This window comes from Candidatus Bathyarchaeota archaeon (genome assembly GCA_026014805.1).
Taxonomy (GTDB): domain Archaea; phylum Thermoproteota; class Bathyarchaeia; order Bathyarchaeales; family SOJC01; genus JAGLZW01.
In genome coordinates this window covers 22079-44065 of sequence record JAOZHR010000016.1, presented here as the reverse complement: position 1 = coordinate 44065, position 21987 = coordinate 22079, and the positions used below count along the sequence as shown (strand labels likewise).

Sequence of the window (21987 nt, the reverse complement as noted above, 5' to 3'; positions counted from 1 at the left end):
ACTTCATGTTGCATATATTTACCCACCTTCACTTGGGGTGGCTGACGGCATTACTAATGTGATATATAAAGTTACTAAGGGGCTTGCTAGAAGAGGGCATCAAGTCGAAGTTTATGCTTCAAGGAAAAGGAGAACTTGCAAGCTACATAGAATCCGCGATCATGGAGCTGAGCTTAAAGAACGTGAGACTGATGAAAAAAACTCTCAGCAGAAGTGAGGTAGCTGAGTTACTAAGTAAAGCCGATACGCTGATCTTACCGCTGAGAGATCTTGGAAAACCATACCTCGGGATATCATCAAAACTTTACGAATATCAAGCAGTAGGTAAGCCGATAATATGCTGTGCGGAAGGGCAACCAACAGAATACGTAAAAGAGACAAACTCGGGGATAGTAGTTAAGCCAGGGAACTATAAAAAACTCGCCGAAGCAATTTTTCTGTTGAAGGAGAACCATGAAAAAGCTAGAGAGATGGGTCGAAAAGGCAGAAAGAATGTGGAAAGATATGTAACAATAAATGTAATAGGACTGGAGTTGAAGAGTATTCTTGAACGTACACAATTATATCCCCATTCCACGAGGTGAAACTGATGGGCTGCACAAAGAAAGATAGCGATGAAAATTGTGAAAAGCTATCCTTGGCTTTGGGCACGATAGCACAGGTTTCAGTAATTATACCCACTTGGGATTCACAGGAATATATCGAAGATTGTATTTGCTCAATCCTTAATCAATCATATAAGAATATCGAAATTATAGTAATTGATCGATTTAGCACTGACGACACTTTAGAAATTGTAAAGCGACACAGAGGAGTTAGAATATTGCTCAAGGGTGGCGGGCGTTCTGCTCAACGAAATTATGGCGCTAGATATGCAGCAGGTCAATTTCTACTGTTTATTGATTCTGATGAATTTGCCACTCCTGAGTTGATTCAAGAATGCGTTAGTCTTTGTTCTTCAGAAAAAATTGATGCTATCTATGTAACAACTTTCGATACAGGCAATAGCTATATTGCAAAAAGCAGAATTCTTGGCGATATAATTGCTTATTATTCACTTAAAAACAGGGTTAATCTGCCTAACTCTCCAATACGCTTTTGCAGATCTTCCGTATTTGAAGATATCGGAGGATTTGACCCAGAGCTAGTTATAGGCGAAGATGTGGTTTTCGGAGAGAAGATTAATCAAAAAAACTATGCTGTGGCTAGAGCTAAGAACGTAATTGTGCATCACACCTCAGAATCAATTCGAAAAGAATTCCTAAAGAAGTACAACTATGGTAAGAATTTGAGAAACTTTACGAGAAAATCGCGATTCGTATCAGAGAGTTATACAAAAGTATTCCTTCTATACTTATTATCATTTCAAAAACATCCGCGTTATGCAAGGTATCTTCCTGGATTTGTTTCTGCAAAGCTTTTGCAGGTCTTTGGTCTGTTAATAGGATATTTACTATATTCCTTCTAATCAGACAAATATGTTACCACTTATTCTTAGAATCCCGATATCAAACATTCTTTTCAGTATTAGAAAACTACCGGTTGGAGAACCCCCCATTACTTTCAAACGTCTTCATGCAGATTGCCCAAGAATTTTGTTGGTTCCAACTTTTGACGTGGAGCTGCCTCCTCCGCGTCAAATGAAACTCGCGACTTGGCGCAATCTCATCAGGCACGATGAAATTGATTGCGCGTTAGCCGGATTGGAAGAAACCGTAAGTGTGATGAACAAGTTAGCTTGTCCAGCAACATATTTTCTGGAGGGTGTTTTTTGCAAGATTCTTAGCAAAAAAGTGAAAAATCTTCTATGCCATGACAGCGAAATCGGATCACATGGATTTTCGCATGAGAGCTATACAAGATTTTGGCCCAAAGGGAATTGGTTTTCCAAGTCTGAAGTGGAGAGGAGTCTAAGGAAGAGCATTCTATTGATAAAACAATTTTCAGGAGAAGATGTAAGATCGTTTAGAGCACCATTCCTTGCTCTAGAAGGAAGATGGTTAACGATTATGCACAAATATGGCATAACGGCAGATAGCTCTTTATACAACATCGCATATGGCTTTTCCTCCACTCCTTATCATTCTTCTTTTGATGATTTAAGCAGGTTGGGGGCAGCACCCGTATGGCAGGTTCCCATAACGGTTTACCCTATGCCAAGAAAGTCTCCGCTATCTAGCCCTTATCTACCAATTTTAGGAATAGAAGAAAATCGATTTAGAACATTCTTGAATGAACTGCGCGGTTCTTCTTCAAAGGAGATGGTTAGGATAATTGTTACAATCTTTCATCCTTGGGAACTTTTTGAGGGAAGTAACAGAGCCAAATCTCGTGCAAGAATAAAGCTCAATCGTCTTGTAGAACTAATAGAATTAACTAGAGAATGTGGTGGCGATATATTGACAGTACATAATCTGATAAAACGATTGGAAGCAGAACCATCGAAGATGTAGGAGGGCGTGATGTACGAGGATTCTACATGTAGTACAATATTTTCAACCTGAACTAGGATACGCAGAGACTTACATTGCGCTGTCACAATCACAACACGGAAATGACGTAGCCGTGATGACATCTTCTAGGAAGGGAAAAACCGTGGAAATCATGCTGGGCGAAGACGCTAGGAAGCTGGAAAGAAAAGGTAAAAGCATCGAAGAAGAAATATTGGTCTATAGGCTACCGCAACTCATAGACATATTTGATACACCTCTTACTATATGTGGCTTGAAAGCTGTTTTGAAAGACTTTAAGCCTGAGGTTGTGCATTGCCATGACCTTTTTTATCCGACGTTACTTCAGCTCGCCCATCTAAAAAGGCAGTTCAACTACTGCCTATTTGTTGATTCGATCACAGGAATATTTAGTCCAGGTCTATGGAGGAAATCCGCGTACATTTTTTTCCAAAAATGTATTTTTCCCCTTATAGATCCTAAAGTTGATGTCTATTTTGCGGTTTCTGGAGGCTCTGCAAGATGGCTTCGAAAGCATTTTAGAGTTTCCGAGCATCGTATTGTGATAAGTAGACATGGTGTTGATGTTGAGCTTTTTAAGCCCAATATTAAGGCAAAGAATGACACTAGAAAAGAATTAGGTATAACCAAGGATCAAATCCTTTTAGTTTATAGTGGAAAAGTAGTGCTAGGTAAAGATCTGGAAATTCTTTTTTATGCATTATCTAAAATTAGACCCTTGTTGCTTAGGAAACTTCGGGTTGTACTAGTGGGAAACGGTGTTGATGAATACATGCGATTCTTGCGCTCTATTATGGATCGGAGTCTGATTAGCAAGATTGTACAATTTCTTCCAACAGTATATAGGAAAAAGTTAGCTAAATACTATAATGCTGCAGATATCGCTATCTGGCCAGGAGATCCCTCGATATCTATTCTGGAAGCAATGGCTTGTGGAATACCGGTCATAGCCCCCACATATGAGCCTCCTCGAGATGATGCATTTGATAACGAGTTTTATATTAAAACAGCAAAAATGCCAACGTTCAAGAGGGGCGATGCAGGTAAACTCGCCGATCTTCTAGAAAAGTTAATTCTAGATGAAGATCTAAGAAGAGATTACGGTATGAATGCAGTTAATTTGATCTTTAAATCTTTGAATTGGGAAATAATAACTGAGAGAATGGAACACATTTATCGTTCAAGTGCATGTACAAGGTTAGCGCAGAAGGACGCTCATATAAACCAATGAAGAAGATAAACGAAATATACTGCTGTCTTACATTTCCCCTTTATTTTTTAAGAGAATTTCTAAGGCGGAATTCCTTTCATGGATTCGTGAAAAGTGTTGTAATGTGCACACAGCAGTCAAGGTGGGGCGATTATATAACGCCCAAAGCAATTATATCAAAGAAGAAAAGATGAATGCCATTTATTCAAATAATGAAAAACTAATCAGATGGATAAACCAATGGTCGAATTTGAAAGTAACTAGGGGGAGAAATATTAAGGAAATTTTAGCATATAGCAAAATCTCGCTATGGTGGTTCTACCAACAACATGTTTATTCAGATATAAAAGCTATGTCTTGCATCACGTCTCAATCATCTACTGATTACATTTTGAAATGTATGATGAATCGATTTGGCAAGCTCTTTCTTTTTGCCAAGACAATTACAAGATTTGCTATTGGAAATCTATTGATGAAGAAACGGAGTTGGATTGATGGAAAGACAAACAGAATTATGATCATCGGTTCTAACTGGGTTGACGCACATGAACCTATGTCGAAGAGCCCAAAACAAGATTCGGTTTTCGGCAATCTAATCAAGCGTTGTGGAATGAAGTATAATATCATAGCACTGGATCAAGATATCGTAGTTGCATCCATGCAATTGCTAGACCTGAGGAAGCTCTTTGAAAAAGCTAGATATAATAGCGGTCTCTGGAAAACAGTCGAATCTTTCATGACTTTTGGAGTACTCAGCAGAATTTTCAAACATTCTCAAAAGTTCAAAAGAATTTGGAAAGAATTGTATAGTGATCCCGACTTCATAGACTCGTTAAATTTCAATGACCTAAATCTATTTAGGCTATTGAAACCTACTTTTGATCATTTAGCTAAGTATGTGACCTTCAACACTATCCTATACACAGAGCTTTTGAGGAAAGCCGTAAACGTTGAGAAGCCAGATTTGATCCTAATATCTGATGAATATTCAATTATAGGAAAAGCCGCGACATTAGCTGGAAAACTTGCTGGTATTCCAACATTGGCTATGCAACATGGAATTATCTATTCCCACCATGCAGGCTACATTCATTTTCCTTCTGAGATTTCTGTGAAGGCATCAGTAAATTACACCTTAATTCCCGATAAAACGGCCGTTTATGGAGAATATGCAAAAGATGTTTTAACCAAATATTGTGACTACCCAAATGACACAGTTGAAGTAACAGGTCAACCTAGATATGACATACTAGCGAAAGCTGAAGAAATATTTGATAAAAAGAGGTTTCTTAAAGATCACAAACTCGATTTTGATAAGAAGATAGTTCTGCTAATAACTCAGAATCGCTCGACATCAGAAAAATTTCTGCGAATTGCCATAAACTCCTTGAAGACGTTGAAGAATGTTCAAACGATAATAAAGCCACATCCATGTGACAGTGAAAAATGGCATAGAAAGGTCTTACAGGAAGAGGGTTATAGCGCTTTAATTTTGAACCCTAAAGCAAACACTTCTGAAGCTCTTTTTGCATGCGACCTCGTGGCAACAGTTTCATCGACTGTTACCATAGAGGCGATGATATTGAATAAGCCGGTAGTTATAATTGACTTGGTAGGGCATATGGAACCGATGGGGTATGTTGAAAGTGGAGTAGCGTTAGGGGCTTACGATGAAAAAGATGTTGCACTCACGATAAGAAAAGCATTATTTGACGAAAAAACGCGCGTAGAATTAGAAATTAATATGAACGAATTTGTTGAATATCACCTGCATGATGTTGGGAATGCAACCAAGAATGTTCTTGGGCTAATTAAAGAAATGGTTGGGGAGTAGCCATAATCCTTTCCGATAGCATTCGTGGGAAAGTTTCCATTCTTTTGCGATACGCGCACGTAATGTGATGGTATATAATGACGAAAAAGATACGCCTCTTTATGCAAGCTTATTGCGACGAAGATAATTATAACGCCCAAAACCTCAACGCGCGTGAGATGGCCAGAAGGCTTGACTCTTCCCGGTTTAATGTTACTTTACTTTATTTGGCTAAGCCTGATAGAAAGCTTCTAACTAAAAAGAATGTTCGTTGCATCAGAGCACGTAACTTACACGGAAGACCAATAAGATTTATAACTTTCCTGTCTGAACTACGGCGTTTTTTTGAAAAAGGCGACCTATTTTTCTTTCCAAGGTTTCTCAATGGTTACATATATTTAACATTCAGAAAGCTATTAGGAGATAAAAAGGTTAACATTTACAGTGTTGAGAATATAGTAACTGGTCTAAACCGAAGCACGTGTGCTGAGTTTATAGAGCGATCGAATTTATACAAATGCGATTACGTCTACAGTAATAGTAAGTATGTTGCAGAGACCGTGAAAAGGAATTATAATATAAAAACACCCGTCATTTATACTGGTGTCAATACCAAGATTTTCGTTTACCTGCCGAGAAGAAAAAAGGACAGACTTGACGTTTTGTATGTAGGATCGTTCCAGCAAAGAAAGAGACCCTTTCTAGTTCTTGAGGCTGCAAAGCGTTTTCGAAATATGGATTTTGACTTGGTTGGATCAGGTCCTCTGCAAGGAATGTTGTTAAACATGAAAGAAAGATTTAACCTCAAAAACGTGCGTATTCATGGGCATTTGCCGCTAAATGAACTTGTTTCTTTGATGCAAAAGGCAGATATTTTTCTTTTTCCATCTGTTCGTGAAGGCTTCCCTAAGGTTACAATTGAGGCAGCTGCAACTGGATTGCCAACTATTGTTTTTAATGATTATAAACCTGAAACTGTTATCGACGGCGAGACTGGCTTCATTGTTGGGAATATCGAGGAGATGATGGATAAGTTAGAGATTTTGATGGGCGATTGTGCCCTTAGACGTGAAATGGGAATAAAAGCTAGGGAACACGGTGAGAAATTTGATTGGGAAATAATAGTTAAGCAATGGGAAAAAGAATTTGAAATGGTACTTGAGAAAAATGAATGTTAGCAAAAATTCTTTTATGCTGTTCTTTGCCTTTCTATGTTCCTTACCTACTTTATTGCTGTTAGAGCACTGGATGAGATATTTCCTATTTGTTTTTCAGATTTTAGCAGTTATTCTGATTTATTTGTTGTTGTCTACAAATACAGAGGTAAGAATGGTATTGCCACATAAGATACATCTATATATTGATTGCTCTTTTGTAATAGTAGCCCTTTTCGTTCTTTTAACAAACGCTTTTCAATTTTATACTCAATTTAGCTGCATTTTCTCAATTATTGTTTCCTTAATAATGCCAGGCTATGTCCTTTTGCGTTTGATAAAGCCTAGAAACCAAGGTTCATTTATGGTGATTGCGGTTTTCTCCTTCACCTTAAGCATATTTCTAACAGGTCTACTTTCCACCGTTCTATTTCTTGTTGTGGAACAACGATCGCAAATAGCTTTAATTCTCAGCTTTTGTTACTTTTTATTATCCTTTATGTCATTTGCTAAGAATCAGTTTATTAGCAAAAGAACCTCAAAGAAAAATGATGGTCCTTTCATTTCTACTTTTAAGCTAGTTGACATATTGATTCTAGCTTTGATTTCTTGGCTATTTGTATTTAATGTCATGATTATCTACCCTGAAGTGGGTCTGGATCCAGGGCTTGATCCCTATGATCATTTTGTGGCCGCACGTTCAATAAGCGAGAATAGTAATTATTTGTGGTTTGATCACAGTCTAGGGGTTGTCTACTTGTTGTCTTTCAATTCTAACGATTTGTCATTCGCATCTATGTCTAGCTTTCAGGTGTCAATAGCATATTTGGGCATTTTTGTACTTCTTTCCTTTTTTGTTACTGCAAAGAAGTATCTCAACGGAATAGATAAAAGACTTCCAGTATTGGCTACTTTCCTTTTCTCAACATTCTCTGGGTTTGGGTGGGTTTATTTCCTCAAGGAAAAATTGATAAACCTTGACTTGCCTGAATTTGACATCCTTAGTGACACCATGTTCAAGACCTATTGGGACATAAGCCGAAATGGTGGGATTGGTGTTTGGGGGCGATTCAGAGCTGAAACATTGGGCATTGTTTTTCTTTTTGCACTTTTATATTTGCTGAGCGAAAATCGAGTGCGTAGAAAGGCGTACATATCTATCTTATCCATCCTGATAGTTACCCTTTTTTTTAGTTACTTTCCATACTTAGTCATCTTTATAATTATATTGACAGTTGTGGCAATGTTTGCGCCAAGAATTGGATTACGTTTGGATGATACATTGCTCTCAACTACAATCGGACTTGTGGTCGCATTACTAACAACTCTAACCATTAATCTAGCCGTTCAACAAGGATTTTCATTAGCCCAATTTTATGCACTGGGCCTGATTGGATTAACTTCATTCTTGTATCTTTTGACATCCCGTGGTTGGAAAGGAGTTTCCATAACGGTTAAACTAGGTCACATCAAATCGTTCTTGTTTTTTTCATCATTCTTATTCATAGGACTTTTGGTTACATGGTTCTTTTCTATTGATTTCTTCGTGTATGACGTTTCGCCTATTTACAATATTCCGCTGTTACTTTATCCAACTCTTTTAGGGATCAACGGATTATTTGCCTTGATAGGAATAGGTGTTATTGCTAAAAGTTATAGAAATCAGGCAGTAACTGTATTCATCTTCTTTGCAGCTTCAACACTAGCGTTTTCTAGAATAGTGTCTTTTGCAAACTCAGCCTTCTTTATAACAGGTTATTGGGAAAGGCGATTGTTTCCGCTCCTTTTCTCTGCCTGTTCGATGATGGCTCCGGTGGCATTACTTGAAATATGGAATCGAGTTTCGTCACCTAAAGTAAAGAGGCTAATGTACTTTAGGAACATGAAAATCATTTGTTCTGTATTTTTGCTTGGGCTCATAACGATTAGCGGGATTACTTCGACCTTTCTAACTATGGAGTATTGGAAATATCGTGCAAACGTCAATAGTGAATCTGGCTGGATCTTAGATGAAGAAGAAATGGGTGCCTTGAATTATCTTGTTGAAGAGCATCCACAAGGTTCAAGGCAACATCCTACTTTTGTTTATGCAGCTCCTGGTGGCTCAATAGACCATTTGGATTTGACAACGATCTATTCTCCTCCTAAACTGAACTCTTTATTTGACGCGAAGTATCCTGAAGAAACGTTAACAATTTTGTATCATCCAGAATTTCTGCCATCATATGTATATATGCACGAGAGAGACCTTGAAATTCTGCAAAGGAAATATGCTAACGGATATCTTGCTCAGCACTTGCTTAAGTATTCCACAGTAGTCTACAATAATTCTGAGGTGAAGATTTACAGAATGGAAGGCGCCCCTCCAGTCTCAAAAAGTGACGTTACTCTTATTATCCCTACTACCCCTACAACGGACAACTATTATTTTGCTTATGATATGTTATTCTCAGGTCGATACAACTACACTGTGTTACTTGATTCGGATAGAAGTATAGACAGCAAAATAATCATAGTTCCTTCTAATGCGTGGGAAACGAAATCAATAGATGGTATCCTAAACTTCTTAGAGAACAACCCAGTAGAGAAAATTATCATTCTTAATATGGATGATCATAACCAAATAGCAAACACTCTGTTTAATTCAGTAAACGAGATATCATTAACGAACAATTCAACTGATTCATACTTGCATCAAATTCATGACTACTCAACAGCGTTAACAAAATTCAATGTTTCCAACATAGATGGCAGTGTTGAGTTCATTATTGATAATGATGCAGATCACTCTTTTACAATGGTTGGCGACAATCAATCCATGTTCTGGAATCCTTATGTACACGGGTCTGCGGACGAGCATGGCGGTGTAGACACTCCGCAACTGACAGATAGTTTATCCATCAAAGCCAAAGGTCTCAACGGGTTGAAGATTGGTGTGGCAGACGGACCATATAAAAAGTGGGCGATAGAACACGTCTACAGTACACCTCAAAATTGGTCCACATATGACTTCTTTATCTTCAATTGGTATGGGTATGGTGATGGAAAGAACTATTATTTTCAAGCCTTATCCGACGAAGGTTATTATTGGTACGTTTTCAAAGATAGCTGGAAAGGCTGGAAAAAAGTAATCTTGCCGATGAAAATCCCTTTTGGAGAATATGTCATGAGCAATCTAACGTTTGCAAAAAGTCTTAGTGGCAATCCGCAATGGAGCAAGATCACGAGAATACTAATCGGAATAACAGAGAGTTGCGCGAGCTCTGGAATATGGTATCTAGACGAGATTGAGTTTGACGTGGGTAGGTGGTCCAACATTGAAGCAATAATATGTGGCAACTTAGATGATGAATACGATGCAAAATTATTCATTTTCAATGGTTCCGCTTATGTACCGATCACATTACCTAATGGCTCAGGGAAAGCCTTGATAGATACAGTGTATTCTATTGATGGCGTAAGAAGCGACCTATTCTACAACTCGAGTGCAGGAATGGTAACTGCGGAAAGAAGTGGTAGCTCCTACCGAATCAATATATTGCTGAAAATGCCTCCTGAAGATGGTAGAGACTCAAAGTCTTCTGGATTATCTCAGGTAAGATTGAAGTTTGAATTTCCCATTAAGAAAGTAAACGCATCAAAAATCATTGGGAGAAATTTGGAGTTAACGCTGCCAGCTGATATTGAAGTTACTCCATTAGATGTAAACCAAGGTGTTGAAGCGCTGAGTTGGTATATATCAGATGAAGGATTGATTCCACTTGCAGCCAAAACACCCATTAATGGAAAAGAGATTATCTATGTGAATATTTATCCATTGATTGAAACGTTACTTTCGAACGAAGTTTCTGGCCAAAAGTTTTTTTCTGTTTTTCAAAACCTATTAGATACTATCGGTCTAGATCTTCCTAAACATAATGGAAAGACTCAATGGATTGTTTACAGCAACACATGGATTTTTAAGGAAGCCGTTTTAGAGGGTATAGTTGAAGCTAAATCCTCTTCCATCATCTTTCCATCGGAAATGAATCCTGTAACATTGAGCATCACATCTGACGACTCGCATGAGCGGCTTAGAAATGTCACATCGGTTTCGATTGAAGGCGGCAAAAATGTTACTATTCGCAGTTCCTACATAAAAATACTTCAAGGAAGGGGATTTTACCCACAGATGGGCACTAACCAATCAATAGTAGCCGTAGGAGGAAGCAACATAACTCTTTATCTGAGTTTTTCTAATGGAAGCGACATTAATGTTGATTGTGGATCACACTTAGAATTATCGATAAGTGGTGATCACGTATTTTACATGAGGGAGCCGCACTTCCTAGTCGATGGAGAAGCTTTGTTCAAGGAGACGTATACATGGGGTCTATCACTGACTCAGAAGTTAAAAAGAATGGTACGTTCAGACATATACGGTCAAGACGTGCAAATCAATGGTACAATCGAGTTCGATGCGTCTTTGTCAGACATCTTCACTTTCGCAGATAACTTTACTTGGAGTGGTCCTGTCACGACTAATCCTCCAACCGTTAAATGGAATGAATGGGAAAGCCTAAAAGAAACTTTTTCACCCATAGCGTGGTTAATAGTTTTTAATATATTTCTGCTGTCTTGGAATCTGCATTTAAGAAGAACTGAGAAACGACTTAAAAAACGAACGATCAAACAACGAAAGAAGGAACCCCAAAAGACTCTGAATAGTGCGATGTGGTCAGTCCCGGCAAACTCACCTAGAAAAACAGTGAAAACAACAGATAAAAATAATTGTGCACACCCCTATAAACGAGTTTTAAGAGACATCGAAATTGACCACTATAAAACGAAGACTCAAAACTCTCAACACCCCCTTCGAGTTGTTTAAAAGTTATTGCTACATGATTCAAGACAAACTTGTGGGTTATAAAATACCTCGCTTAGTCCATAATTATGAAAAGTTCTTTCGTGTTCAGAAGGGTGATGTGGTTATTGATGTAGGAGCTCATATTGGTTTGTTCACCATTTTGGTTGCAAAAAGAGCAAGCAGAGTTGTAGCGATTGAGCCTGAACCAAAGAATTTGCGATGTCTACTTCATAATATTAGATTGCGAAAACTGAGCAATGTCTTGGTTGTGGAAAAAGCAGTCTGGGATTGTAGAAGGAAATTGCTTCTGTATTTAGGGCTCTCATCGAGTGGGCATAGCCTAATTAGAGATGTTAAGGTGTTAAATAAATCTCACATAACAAACTGTAAGATAACGGTGAACGCAGACACCTTGGATAGCATTGTAATGAACTTGCGTTTACCTCTTGTTGATTTTATCAAAATGGACATAGAAGGGGCGGAGATTGAAGCGTTAGAAGGAGCTAAAGAAACCTTGAGGAGAACATCCAAAATTGTTGTTGCTTCATACCATCAAAGAAACGGACTGAAAACATCTGCTGGAATCGCTCGCATACTAATTGAGAAGGGATTTCGAGTATATATAGAAGATGACATCATATACGGTGCGCGCAACCGGACGGCGCATAGAAAAGTATGCGTAGATTAAGCTGGGGGCTGTAAGGATATGTATAATCGCCACAGAATCTTGGCAGTGATACCAGCGAGGGGAGGATCAAAGGGCATCCCACGTAAGAATGTTCGATTGTTAGCTGGTAAACCTTTAATCGCTTATAGCATACAGACAGCCTTGAATTCGAATTACGTCGATGACGTGATAGTTTCTACTGAGGATGAAAAGATCATGCAAATAGCGGGAATTTATGGTGCAAACATAGTTGAAAGGCCTATAGAACTTGCTGGAGATGATGTTCCTCTAGATCCTGTTATTTATCATGCCCTGACCCATATTGAAAAGGACAAGGGGTTAACGTATGATTATATCATTTCGATGCAGCCCACCTCTCCTCTTCTAAAAGAAGAGACTTTGGACAGAGCAATAGTCGAATTTGAAAATAGTAAACGAGAAACTTTGATTACTGTAAGAAACGAAACTCACCTATATTGGAGGAAAAAGGACGGTATTCTTCTTCCCTTGTTTAAAGAAAGGAGGAACCGGCAATTTTTAGATCCAATATACAAAGAGACTGGGGCCTTATTCATATCGCGGAGAGACGTAATTACTAAGAAAAATCGAATTGGCAATGATATCTACTTGTTTGAACTTCCCTTCAATGAAAGCATCGATATAGACAAATACCAAGATTGGTGGGTGGCAGAAAATTTGTTGCGAAGAATAACTGTGGTTTTTCGAGTCGACGGTGATAACTCCATTGGATTGGGGCATGTCTATAGAGCCATAACATTAGCAAGCCAAATGTTCAACCAGAATATATATTTTCTTATGGATAAAACTAAGAAGCTTGGCATAGAGAAAGTAGCTGAGTATAATTACCCAATAATAATGATTGAAAATGAACGTGATGTATTTCTGCAGTTGGATAAAATTTCACCCCAGATTGTAATTAACGATATTTTAGACACACCCGCTGATTATATATCGAAATTGAAAGAAAGAGCTTTTTTTGTAGTTAATTTTGAGGATTTAGGTAGAGGTTCTAAGCAGGCAGATCTCGTTATCAATGCTCTCTATGAGAAAACTGAACCGCCAGAGAACAGCTATTATGGATATAAATACATATGTTTGAGAGACGAATTTCACATATTTCCACCTAACGACACAAACCAAGAGGCAAATAAAATCTTAATTCTTTTTGGCGGTTCTGATCCAAATAATCTTACTCTTAGATCACTCAAAGCAATTCAGACACTTAGTTTAAAAAATATTGCTTTATTGATAATTTTGGGTCTAGGCTATAATTTTAAAAATGAACTATATACCTATGTCAACAATTTAAAGAAAAACGGTTCCAATATTGAAGTAAAAGAAAACGTGGAAATAATTGCAAAAATCATGAGTGAAGCAGACCTGGTATTAACCTCTAATGGGCGAACGATTTACGAAGTGGCAGCAATGGGCGTTCCATGCATATCCATCTCGCAAAACGAGCGGGAAGTAAGACATTTATTTTCACACACTTGCCAAGGAATCTTAGATCTTGGAATTGAATCTAGGGTCACTGAAGAAGACATTGCATTAGCTTTGAGAGGGATAATAAATAATTATGAATTACGTCGAAAGATGAGCGAAGCTTTGAAAAACTTTAACCTTAGAGAAGTAACTGATAGATGCATAAAACTAATATTTAACAAATATTGGGAATCAAAATTTGAAACGAATTAAAGTCAGAAATAAAATACTTGATGAGAGAAGTGGTCCATTTATCGTAGCTGAGGCTGGGGTTAATTATGAGAACGATATGGGACTCGCCAAGAAATTGATCAATGAAGCGGCATCTGCAGGTGCAGACGCCATAAAATTCCAAACATACAAAGCTGAGAAAATTGCATCGAGGATTTCACCCGCCTATTGGAAAACTAAAAGAAGCCAATATGCCTATTTCAAAAAATATGACAAGTTCGCCGAGGAGGAATTTCGTGAACTCGCTGAATACGCTAAGGATAAACACATAATTTTTATGTCTACACCTTTTGATTTTGATGCTGTTGACTTCCTCGATGAACTCGTTCCTGCATTTAAAATTTCTTCTTCAGACATCACAAATACACCATTTATAAAACATATTGCCCGGAAAAAAAAACCGATTTTTTTATCAACTGGTGCTTCAACAATTGGGGAGATTGAGGATGCCCTGAACGCTATAGAGGTAGAAGGAAACGAACAAATAGTGATTTTACATTGTGTTTTAAGTTATCCCACAAGATACGAAGACGCTAACCTAAACATGATTACACACCTTAGAAAAGCCTTCCCAACCTACTTGGTGGGCTATTCTGATCATACATTGCCAGATAGAAGCATGCTAACGTTAACTACTGCAGCTTTGTTGGGTGCAAAGGTTCTTGAAAAGCATTTCACTCTTGACAAATCTCTTGAAGACAACGATCATTATCATGCAATGGATTTTCATGACTTGGGAACCTTAGTCGAGAATATGAGGCTGTTAGAAAAAATTCTGGGGGAGGAGGGAAAGAAGCCATTAGATGTTGAGTTGCCTGCAAGGAAATATGCCCGGAGAAGCATTGTTGCCCGGAAAGGCATTCCAAAAGGGGCAGAGATTACTAGGAATATGCTAACTTTCAAAAGACCTGGAACAGGGATTTCTCCTAAATTCTTAGAATTAGTAATTGGAAGAATAGCGAGAAAAAACATCAAAGGCGATGAAGTAATTGAATGGGAATATATTTGAGAAATTTTGACTTGATGCACATGCATTTGTTTCTCTCTGACCTTGCGAGCAATAATTGCTATTGCTGAACCTGCTCAAAATCCGAATAAGAATAATTAAAATGTTGAAGTGCAGGTCTCGCACAATTTCTTTCAGAAAACTACGCTTATACACATTTGAGAACTCTGACTTTGATGAGTAAAGCAATTAGGATGGCTAGGGTCTTAGCTAGGGACGGATTCAACCTTTTTGGGGCTTAGCAGCTTCCACAATCATATCTGCCATAGGTTTGTACTTGCAGCAAGACTTCAATCTCCGTCTATGCGCGCGCGAGACCAAAACTGAAAATTTAATTTGCCACACGCGTAACATAAATCGAGGGAAAAAAGATTTCAACAGAAACCAAAAAATATTTCCACGAAGGGCATTTCGGCATCTGGGTTCCCACTACATACCTTTCGAAACAAGCCAAATTCGAAAAAATGATTCTTGAACAGTTCAACTGGCAAAATAGCATCGTTTTAGACATCGGCGTTGGCGCAGGACGCTTCTCGATAGCAATAGCACAGAAAGGTGCCGAAGTAGTAGCCATAGACATCTTCCCAAAAACCGTAAAACTCGTCAAAAACATCGTTACGAAGCATCACCTCAACAACATTTCGCTTTTAATAGCCGACGCTGAAAACCTTCCATTCAAAGCAGAAACCTTTGACATCACCATTTGCATAGAAACACTTATGCACCTCGCAGAACCACAAACCGCATTGCAAGAAATATGGCGCACGACAAAAAAACGCAAAATCGCTGTCGTTCAAGCAAACAACAAGTTTTCAATACACAACTTCAAAGGCGTTTTGCGTGAGACAGAATTAAAAACCTACCGCTTTCTCATACGCAAACCACTCCCCAAAATAACTCCCCATTACTGGCTTTACTCCATATCATCATTTAAAAAGATGCTATCAAAAGTGGGCTTCACCTTCCTAAGACACGACAGTTACAACCCCTTCAGGTTCAAAGTACTATTCATCGTCCAAAAATAAAATGTGCGGGTTTGGGTTTGGGATTAAAGTATTGGAGTATGACGCGCGCGAAGCCATAGAAACCGCCTACAAAACAGCCAGGAACCATGTTGAAATCTACAACGTAGGCTCCGAGGATCAGATAAACGTAACCCAAATGGCCAAAATAGTAACGGAAGAAATGGGCCTAAACAACGTAAAACTCACCTACACTGCGGCGTGGACGGTGGAAGAGGCTGGAAAGGTGACGTCAAAAACATGCTACTAGACATCAGCAAACTCAAATCCCTAGGGTGGAAACCAAAACACCATTCTGTATATCAGTAAACAACAACACTCAAAAACCAACGTTTCTGCTTTCTAGTACCACTCACCTCTCACACCACTCCACTATGCGGCGCATCCAAACTCGCAGGCGAAGCCCTCCTCTCCGCCAACGCCAGCACCTCAACAAAAACCCGTAATCCTCCCTCTCCCAACACCACAGGCCCAACCCGACACGGCGTCATCCACGACTTCATCCAAAAACTCCGCAAAATCCCGGGCAACTCGAAATCCTAGGCGACAGAAGAAGAATATACAACCCACAAGACTTCGCTGAAAAACTCGAATTCACAGCCATAGGACTAGGAAGCCTTCACAAATAACCTCAGCAAAGCAAACTCCCACACGCCTCCTTTAATCTGAGAATTACACATACAACACAAATGAAAAACTCACACAACCCGAAAAACCCGCTCAGGCGCACACTGAAGAGCAGTCATTATTCTCAACCGTTCAAACCTCCACAAAGGATTGTATACACCAAAAAATAGGGAGGGGGGGGGGTCTAGGTGTTTCGTCGCAAGGAGCATACACACGAATAGAAACTGCTGTACCATAGAATTGGTGGGCCGGGAAAGATTTGAACCCTCCCCACAGTTGAGATACCACCCAAGATTTCTGCTGGAAAACTAATAGATATGGCAGGACTTAAAGGATTCAGAAAAGGAGATACAGAAATTTCCAGAGTTCATGCAAATTTTATTGTAAACCTTGGAAACGCCAAGTCAGAAGATGTGCATGCTTTAATAAGGCTTGCTCAAAAAGAAGTTAAAGCTAAACATGACATCGATTTGATTCTAGAATTAAGAATAATTGGAGAATGAAGCCTTCACGAAAAAAGTAAACTTCAAAAGGTGATTAAACGTTGAACCTGAAACGTACTATCCCTAATGGTAGGTTATGAAAGTGGGCTTAGTCCCCTAACCCTCACAGATCCCAAGCAACTAATCCCCGTAGCCAACAAGCCGATTTCACAATACGTTCCATAAAACTTGTTAAAGCTGAAGTAAAGTAGCCATCGTGATCGGCAACATTTATCCAAAGGAGGCGCGCAAAGCCCATCGACAGAGCCTTTGAGAATCTTCAAAAGTGATGTTTACTGTGCATTCGATAAAGTCAAAGAAGTCCCTTCGGCTCTTCTCAGTTCGGTTCATGAATCGTAAAAGTTTGTTCTCGGAAAATAAAAAAAAAAGGGTGGTGTTTGTTGACTGGCTTAAGTTGCTATGGGTCTAGATGTTGAGGTTTCTCGCTTATCGTGCCTAATGTTCTTCCCACGTATGTTCTCGGAGTGTGATATGTGTAGTCGACGTATAGGAAGACTGTTGTTGCGCATGGATTCATGTCTTGCAATTCTATGAGACCGCCATCATGTAGCCATTTGGTTATGAAGTAGGTGTCTTCTCCGGTCCATCCCCAGGCGATGAAGCCGACTGTGCCGTTCAAGTCTTTGTACGTTGAAACTATTCCGAATCCCCAACCGTTGCCAGGTGGCATTGCATATCGCATGTAGTAGTCCCATGAGCTAGGCAGGTAGATTCCATATTTGGCCCATTCACCGTATGGTGGTCCTGTCATGAAGGCGTCTGTGAAGTCGTTCCAGTATTCTGAGTCTAAGTTGGCTGCGGGTCCGCCTACGGTGATTATGTTGCTGCTGGCTACTGGCCAGGTGCGGCAGTAGTCGTCTTTCAACGCTGTTCGCATCAGCATGTCGTAGTAGCCTTCACGTACTGTTCCGTCGCCTGTGAAGAAGGTGTGCACGTATGGGATTCGTGGCCCGAAACTGTTGTCTTTCATGTCTAGTCCGCTGAGGCCGAGCTCGATTCCTTTGTTCTTGAAGGCTGCTGTGACCATGGATGCGCCTGCTGAGTCAGTTGCTCTTGAGTCGCGGCCCACTATGGCCCATTCGTAGCGTCCTTTCGGCGGCGGAATTATGATCTCGAATTTGTGAACTATCGCTTCAGCGAATGCGTCGGCGTCTGCAACATGCTCCACCCATCCTGCGTCGTGTGGCGGTGCGATGGTGCCTGGCTGAGGCCAAACAACTCCGTCTCGCATCCAGGTGACGTCTGGGCCTAATCCGATTGCTTCTGCATCTAACTCGTCCAGATAGGGGGCTTCGCTTGCCGCATTGTTGCGAATCAACGTAACGTCGTCGTATGCATTGCCAGTGGTGAAGTTGATCGGGAGCAGAACGTTGGGGTCTCCGTCGGTGGCTAAGTTGATTATTTGCTTCGTGGCTATTGCGGCGTTTGGCGAGTTTTTCATTTCGAACCATGTCAAGTTAAGGCCAGCTGCCATTGCGGTACTGCCGCCTCCCTTAGTTATGCTTTCGATCGTAGTTGCCACGCTTTCAAAGTTGGCTTGGGTGATTACAGTTGGGGTGACTTCTAGACTTGCTGCACTGCCGAACTGAACTACAGTCAGTTCTACTGTTCCGTCGTGGGGCAAGTTGTTCCGCACGGCTTTTGCGGTGCCGTTAAGCATGATGGCAAAGTCACCGGAACTGATGCTTCCTGAGCTGTCAAGGGTAAGTCCCAATTGTACCAGTTCACCGGGGGCGACGATTGTTTCCCTAGTGGAGTACAGTACTTTTATCACCGCGCCCTTAGGTGGCGGCGTGTAGAAGTATATCGAGCCTACTCCGGCGCGATCAACCACAAGGGCGTATTCTCTGTGGATGTTTATGTAGCTTTCTTCCCTGGTCTGTGGGTGGTCTCTGTGTTGAAGTACGCCGTTGAGTAGTACTCTTTCGGGGAACCCGTTGTAAGTCCAGAAGCTGTCAACCACGACTGGAGCATTGTCCAAGTAGAAGAATTGTGTAACTCCGTCTCCAGTGAAGAATTCTACCCATCTCATTGTTTCTTTGTGAGCTGCTTGTCTCAAGTCCCACGGGTTGAAGATTTCGTTGAGTTGGTACATGACTTCTGCGTCGACTACGTTGCCGTAGCCTGCGCCCATCTGCATGTCTTCAGCGTTGTGGTAGTTTGTGACTCCTTTGACGTCTACGACTCTGTATTGAGGTATATCTGCAGGGTCTAGCAGGAAGTCCCATTGAGCGATCATGAAGGGTATGAACGGTTCGCTTGCGCCGTCAGCGATTTTTATGTTTATGAGTTTCTCCAGTGCCTTGTCCCAGCCGTCAACAGTGAATTGGGACAGGACAGGCCAGTAAGCTGACCATCCCACGTACTGCATGTCTGCAGAGATGAACTGTGCTAAGTCATAGAGGTGTGGAAACTCTGGTTTGTCAACGTATTTGCAGATCACCTCGATCTTTTGCCAGCCTTCAACGACGTCGGTGAACGCTATCACGCCTTTTTCATAGTCGATGAGGTAGTCTGATGGGGGTCTCATTAGCTCTCCGGCAATGTAGACTTTCTCGTAGCCGCTGGCTACAGGCGTCTTTGGCAGAGGCGAAATGAACTCCTGCAAGGAATACGTCGTTCCGTAGTCACCATATTTGTATCCTTCCCAATGTCTCAGTATCTCATTCGCTAAGTGCCATTCCGTTCCATAGCAAGTTTCCAGTATTTCTTCGTAGAGGTGGGCGTAGCTGTAGAAGCTCGGCTTTGGTCCGAGGTCCCATTCTTCGCGTTCGCTGAATTCTACGTTCATCCGTCCGTCGAGATCCTTGGATGGTATGGTGAGCTTTATGTCCTTGATCAACTTCACTTGGTGCTTAACCTTGTTAAAGTCGATTGTGATTGTCAGGTTAACGACAGGCCAGTCTGGGAGTCCTGGTTCTTGGTCCCAGATTTGATTCCTCATCTGGGCAACGAATCTTCTTGGACCATCGTAGATGACTTTTATGTCATCTGTCTCAACTCTTGTGTTGGTTTTTCTACCGCCGTATGGTGCTGAGGTTGGGTCGTCCGTCTGTATCCAGTCGTATCCCCAGTCTCCACCGTCAGAGAACAGTGCCATGGCCCAGACGTGTCTGTCTGGGTCGATGACTGGCGAAGTGTGGATGTATTCGATGTCTATCATCCATCCGTTGATCCATCGTTCCATTGGCACATCAGGGTTAGCGAAGGGGTCACGTCCACCTAAATCTAAGCCAACCCACTCCTCCGAAGTTGCGGGAGGAACGTCATCGGGTGGCACTGATGGATCAGAGCCGATCAGTTCCCCGTACTTGGAGAAGCCTATGTTTAAAGACTCGAAAGACGGAGTGTCGTAGGGATAGAGCGTGTAGTAGTCGCTGTCCAATACACCATTAACAGTCATATACCAGTCGTCATCATGTTGTCCGGTTTCCACCGTTGCAAGCGTTGGAATAAATGTGCTCATCATTATAACGATTATCATAGAGATTGCTGTTCCGACTAATCTATTGTTCAATTTTCTTTTCTCCTTTCTCTTATTTTTTCACGTAATATTATTATCTCTCTATACATGAATAAAAACTTTATAGAATGCTTTTCTAGAGCAATCTTCTATAAATGATAAAGAAGAAATTCCAAATGAGAATCGAATTAAACAAGGGAGAGGCGCGGACATGGCAGTTGAGGTTCAGTGACGGCAGCAAGAATTCATTACCTGCAAGTCTCTCATCGCAACCCTCTTCCAATTGAAATGCCTAACATATTTTTTCGAGGCTTCAGCTAGTTTCCTGGTTTCATTCATGTTAAGAACTTCTAAAACTGTCGCCGCAAGTTTCTCGACGTCTTTCGTTGGTGTGAGAAAGACGCTGCGACATTTGCCGAAAACTTCGCGTAAGGCAGGTACATCATAGCATACAACGGGTAAACCACACGCTAAAGCCTCGGCAACGGCCAAGCCCCAACCTTCAAATACGCTTGGAAAAACAAACACCTTACTCGCCTTCATCAAGGTGTACATCTCCATATCGACGCAACGACCCTTGACTATAACGTTCCTCTCCAGACCGAGCTCTTCAACTGCACGCCTAACTTCGTGAATGTCCGGTCCACTGCCGATAAAAAGAAGTCGAGCATTGTTCTTCACGTCGACGATTTTACGCCAAGCAGCAACTAAGTCAAAGACGCCTTTCTCCTTGCTGATCCTGCCAACGAAGACTCCATCGTAGGATTTTCTGCCTCCAAACTTGAAGCTGTCGATGTACCTTATGTTGACACCGTTCCCACTTACGTAAACCCTCTCCTCAGGCACTCCGTTGTTTACTAGGGCTCTCGCTGTGGAATTTGAAACTGTTATACAAACATCACAACGCCTTAACACCGCGAGGATTACAAGGAACGCTAAGGCTTTAGAGAAGGAAGTGAGCTTGCCGAAACCTGTCTTCCTATACATATGATAAGCCATGGAAAAACTTGGTTGGGCATCGGCTGAGATGAGGTCTATGTGATGGACGATGACACATAACGGCAGATGGGACACGCAATGGACGAAGAAAGCAGGAATAAGATTGGGCACCGTGTTGTTTGGGGCAAGTATTACATCATACTTTTGACCACGAATAATAGGCAAACATCTGACACATGTTCTCAAGATCCACACAATCCACCCCAAATAAATTCCGGGCCACCCACCCCCAAGAGCAGAAACGTGGCTAGTGAGTTCGTGTTTTTTGCAGCAAACTCCAAATCCAGCTAACAGAGAAGGCTTTGGCTCTATAACAGTTATCTCAACTTCTTTTTGCCTCCTTAAGACCTTCAAAGTTTCAACAAACCTTTTCTCAGCTCCACCTACAGCACTTACTGACGGATCTGGATGGAAAAACACACTGAAGACGCGCATGCCATCATCATTTCCTAAAGAAACATAGTTCAATTCA

At 40.7% G+C, this 21987-nt stretch carries 15 protein-coding genes and 1 pseudogene; 13 read left to right on the top strand and 3 right to left on the bottom strand.

The genetic code is table 11. The features are described 5' to 3' along the window. Nucleotides 1-65: 65 nt before the first annotated feature. From NWE91_03920 to NWE91_03865, 12 genes and pseudogenes are all read left to right on the top strand, one after another. Nucleotides 66-584 carry a glycosyltransferase gene (locus NWE91_03920; protein MCW3985542.1) on the top strand — a complete coding sequence of 173 codons (519 nt, stop codon included), beginning with the start codon at nt 66-68 and terminating at the stop codon, nt 582-584. Between the two features lie 5 nt (nt 585-589). Further along, nucleotides 590-1468: a glycosyltransferase gene (locus NWE91_03915; GenBank protein ID MCW3985541.1), complete on the top strand. Its 879-nt coding sequence runs from the start codon at nt 590-592 to the stop codon at nt 1466-1468. A gap of 172 nt (nt 1469-1640) precedes the next feature. After that, entirely contained in the window at nt 1641-2453 is an 813-nt protein-coding gene (locus NWE91_03910; GenBank protein ID MCW3985540.1) for a polysaccharide deacetylase family protein, read from the top strand. 79 nt (nt 2454-2532) lie between these two features. Continuing rightward, nucleotides 2533-3702 (top strand): glycosyltransferase family 4 protein, encoded by a 1170-nt coding sequence (locus tag NWE91_03905; GenBank protein MCW3985539.1) that lies wholly within the window; start codon nt 2533-2535, stop codon nt 3700-3702. Nucleotides 3703-3871: 169 nt separating this feature from the next. Beyond that, nucleotides 3872-5515 (top strand): CDP-glycerol glycerophosphotransferase family protein, encoded by a 1644-nt coding sequence (locus tag NWE91_03900; protein MCW3985538.1) that lies wholly within the window; start codon nt 3872-3874, stop codon nt 5513-5515. Between the two features lie 77 nt (nt 5516-5592). Then, nucleotides 5593-6672 (top strand): glycosyltransferase family 4 protein, encoded by a 1080-nt coding sequence (locus NWE91_03895; protein MCW3985537.1) that lies wholly within the window; start codon nt 5593-5595, stop codon nt 6670-6672. Nucleotides 6673-7147: 475 nt separating this feature from the next. Beyond that, nucleotides 7148-11515, top strand: a complete 4368-nt coding sequence (locus NWE91_03890) for a hypothetical protein (GenBank protein MCW3985536.1) — start codon at nt 7148-7150, stop codon at nt 11513-11515. Further along, on the top strand, nt 11460-12182 hold the full coding sequence (locus tag NWE91_03885; GenBank protein ID MCW3985535.1) for an FkbM family methyltransferase: 723 nt from the start codon (nt 11460-11462) through the stop codon (nt 12180-12182). The genes NWE91_03890 and NWE91_03885 overlap by 56 nt, the downstream gene beginning before the upstream one ends. Before the next feature lie 18 nt (nt 12183-12200). After that, nucleotides 12201-13877: a hypothetical protein gene (locus NWE91_03880; GenBank protein MCW3985534.1), complete on the top strand. Its 1677-nt coding sequence runs from the start codon at nt 12201-12203 to the stop codon at nt 13875-13877. Further along, on the top strand, nt 13864-14904 hold the full coding sequence (locus tag NWE91_03875) for an N-acetylneuraminate synthase family protein (protein ID MCW3985533.1): 1041 nt from the start codon (nt 13864-13866) through the stop codon (nt 14902-14904). Before NWE91_03880 ends, NWE91_03875 begins: the two co-directional genes overlap by 14 nt. 368 nt (nt 14905-15272) lie before the next feature. Continuing rightward, entirely contained in the window at nt 15273-15926 is a 654-nt protein-coding gene (locus NWE91_03870; GenBank protein ID MCW3985532.1) for a class I SAM-dependent methyltransferase, read from the top strand. A gap of 88 nt (nt 15927-16014) precedes the next feature. Continuing rightward, nucleotides 16015-16232, top strand: a pseudogene (locus NWE91_03865) (UDP-glucose 4-epimerase). A gap of 50 nt (nt 16233-16282) precedes the next feature. On the opposite strand, the gene NWE91_03860 reads toward NWE91_03865, so the two are convergent. After that, a complete protein-coding gene (locus NWE91_03860) occupies nt 16283-16426 on the bottom strand; it encodes a hypothetical protein (protein MCW3985531.1) in 144 nt (47 codons plus the stop codon). Nucleotides 16427-16843: 417 nt separating this feature from the next. On the opposite strand from NWE91_03860, the gene NWE91_03855 reads away from it, so the two are divergent. Continuing rightward, entirely contained in the window at nt 16844-17053 is a 210-nt protein-coding gene (locus tag NWE91_03855) for a hypothetical protein (protein MCW3985530.1), read from the top strand. Between the two features lie 397 nt (nt 17054-17450). Here NWE91_03855 and NWE91_03850 read toward each other — a convergent pair whose 3' ends face one another. After that, the gene (locus tag NWE91_03850) at nt 17451-20570 is read right to left on the bottom strand and encodes a VWA domain-containing protein (protein ID MCW3985529.1); all 3120 of its coding nucleotides are present in this window, start codon (nt 20568-20570) and stop codon (nt 17451-17453) included. Nucleotides 20571-20741: 171 nt separating this feature from the next. Beyond that, nucleotides 20742-21950, bottom strand: a complete 1209-nt coding sequence (locus tag NWE91_03845) for a glycosyltransferase (protein ID MCW3985528.1) — start codon at nt 21948-21950, stop codon at nt 20742-20744. Nucleotides 21951-21987: the final 37 nt, after the last annotated feature.

Coding starts and splice junctions, on each gene's coding strand:
- NWE91_03910 (MCW3985540.1), top strand. CDS start 1,641: ATGAAACTCGCGACTTGGCGCAATCTCATCAGGCACGATGAAATTGAT.
- NWE91_03880 (MCW3985534.1), top strand. CDS start 12,201: ATGTATAATCGCCACAGAATCTTGGCAGTGATACCAGCGAGGGGAGGA.
- NWE91_03895 (MCW3985537.1), top strand. CDS start 5,593: ATGACGAAAAAGATACGCCTCTTTATGCAAGCTTATTGCGACGAAGAT.
- NWE91_03915 (MCW3985541.1), top strand. CDS start 590: ATGGGCTGCACAAAGAAAGATAGCGATGAAAATTGTGAAAAGCTATCC.
- NWE91_03890 (MCW3985536.1), top strand. CDS start 7,148: ATGTCATTTGCTAAGAATCAGTTTATTAGCAAAAGAACCTCAAAGAAA.
- NWE91_03900 (MCW3985538.1), top strand. CDS start 3,872: ATGAATGCCATTTATTCAAATAATGAAAAACTAATCAGATGGATAAAC.
- NWE91_03845 (MCW3985528.1), bottom strand. CDS start 21,950: ATGCGCGTCTTCAGTGTGTTTTTCCATCCAGATCCGTCAGTAAGTGCT.
- NWE91_03860 (MCW3985531.1), bottom strand. CDS start 16,426: ATGAAGTCGTGGATGACGCCGTGTCGGGTTGGGCCTGTGGTGTTGGGA.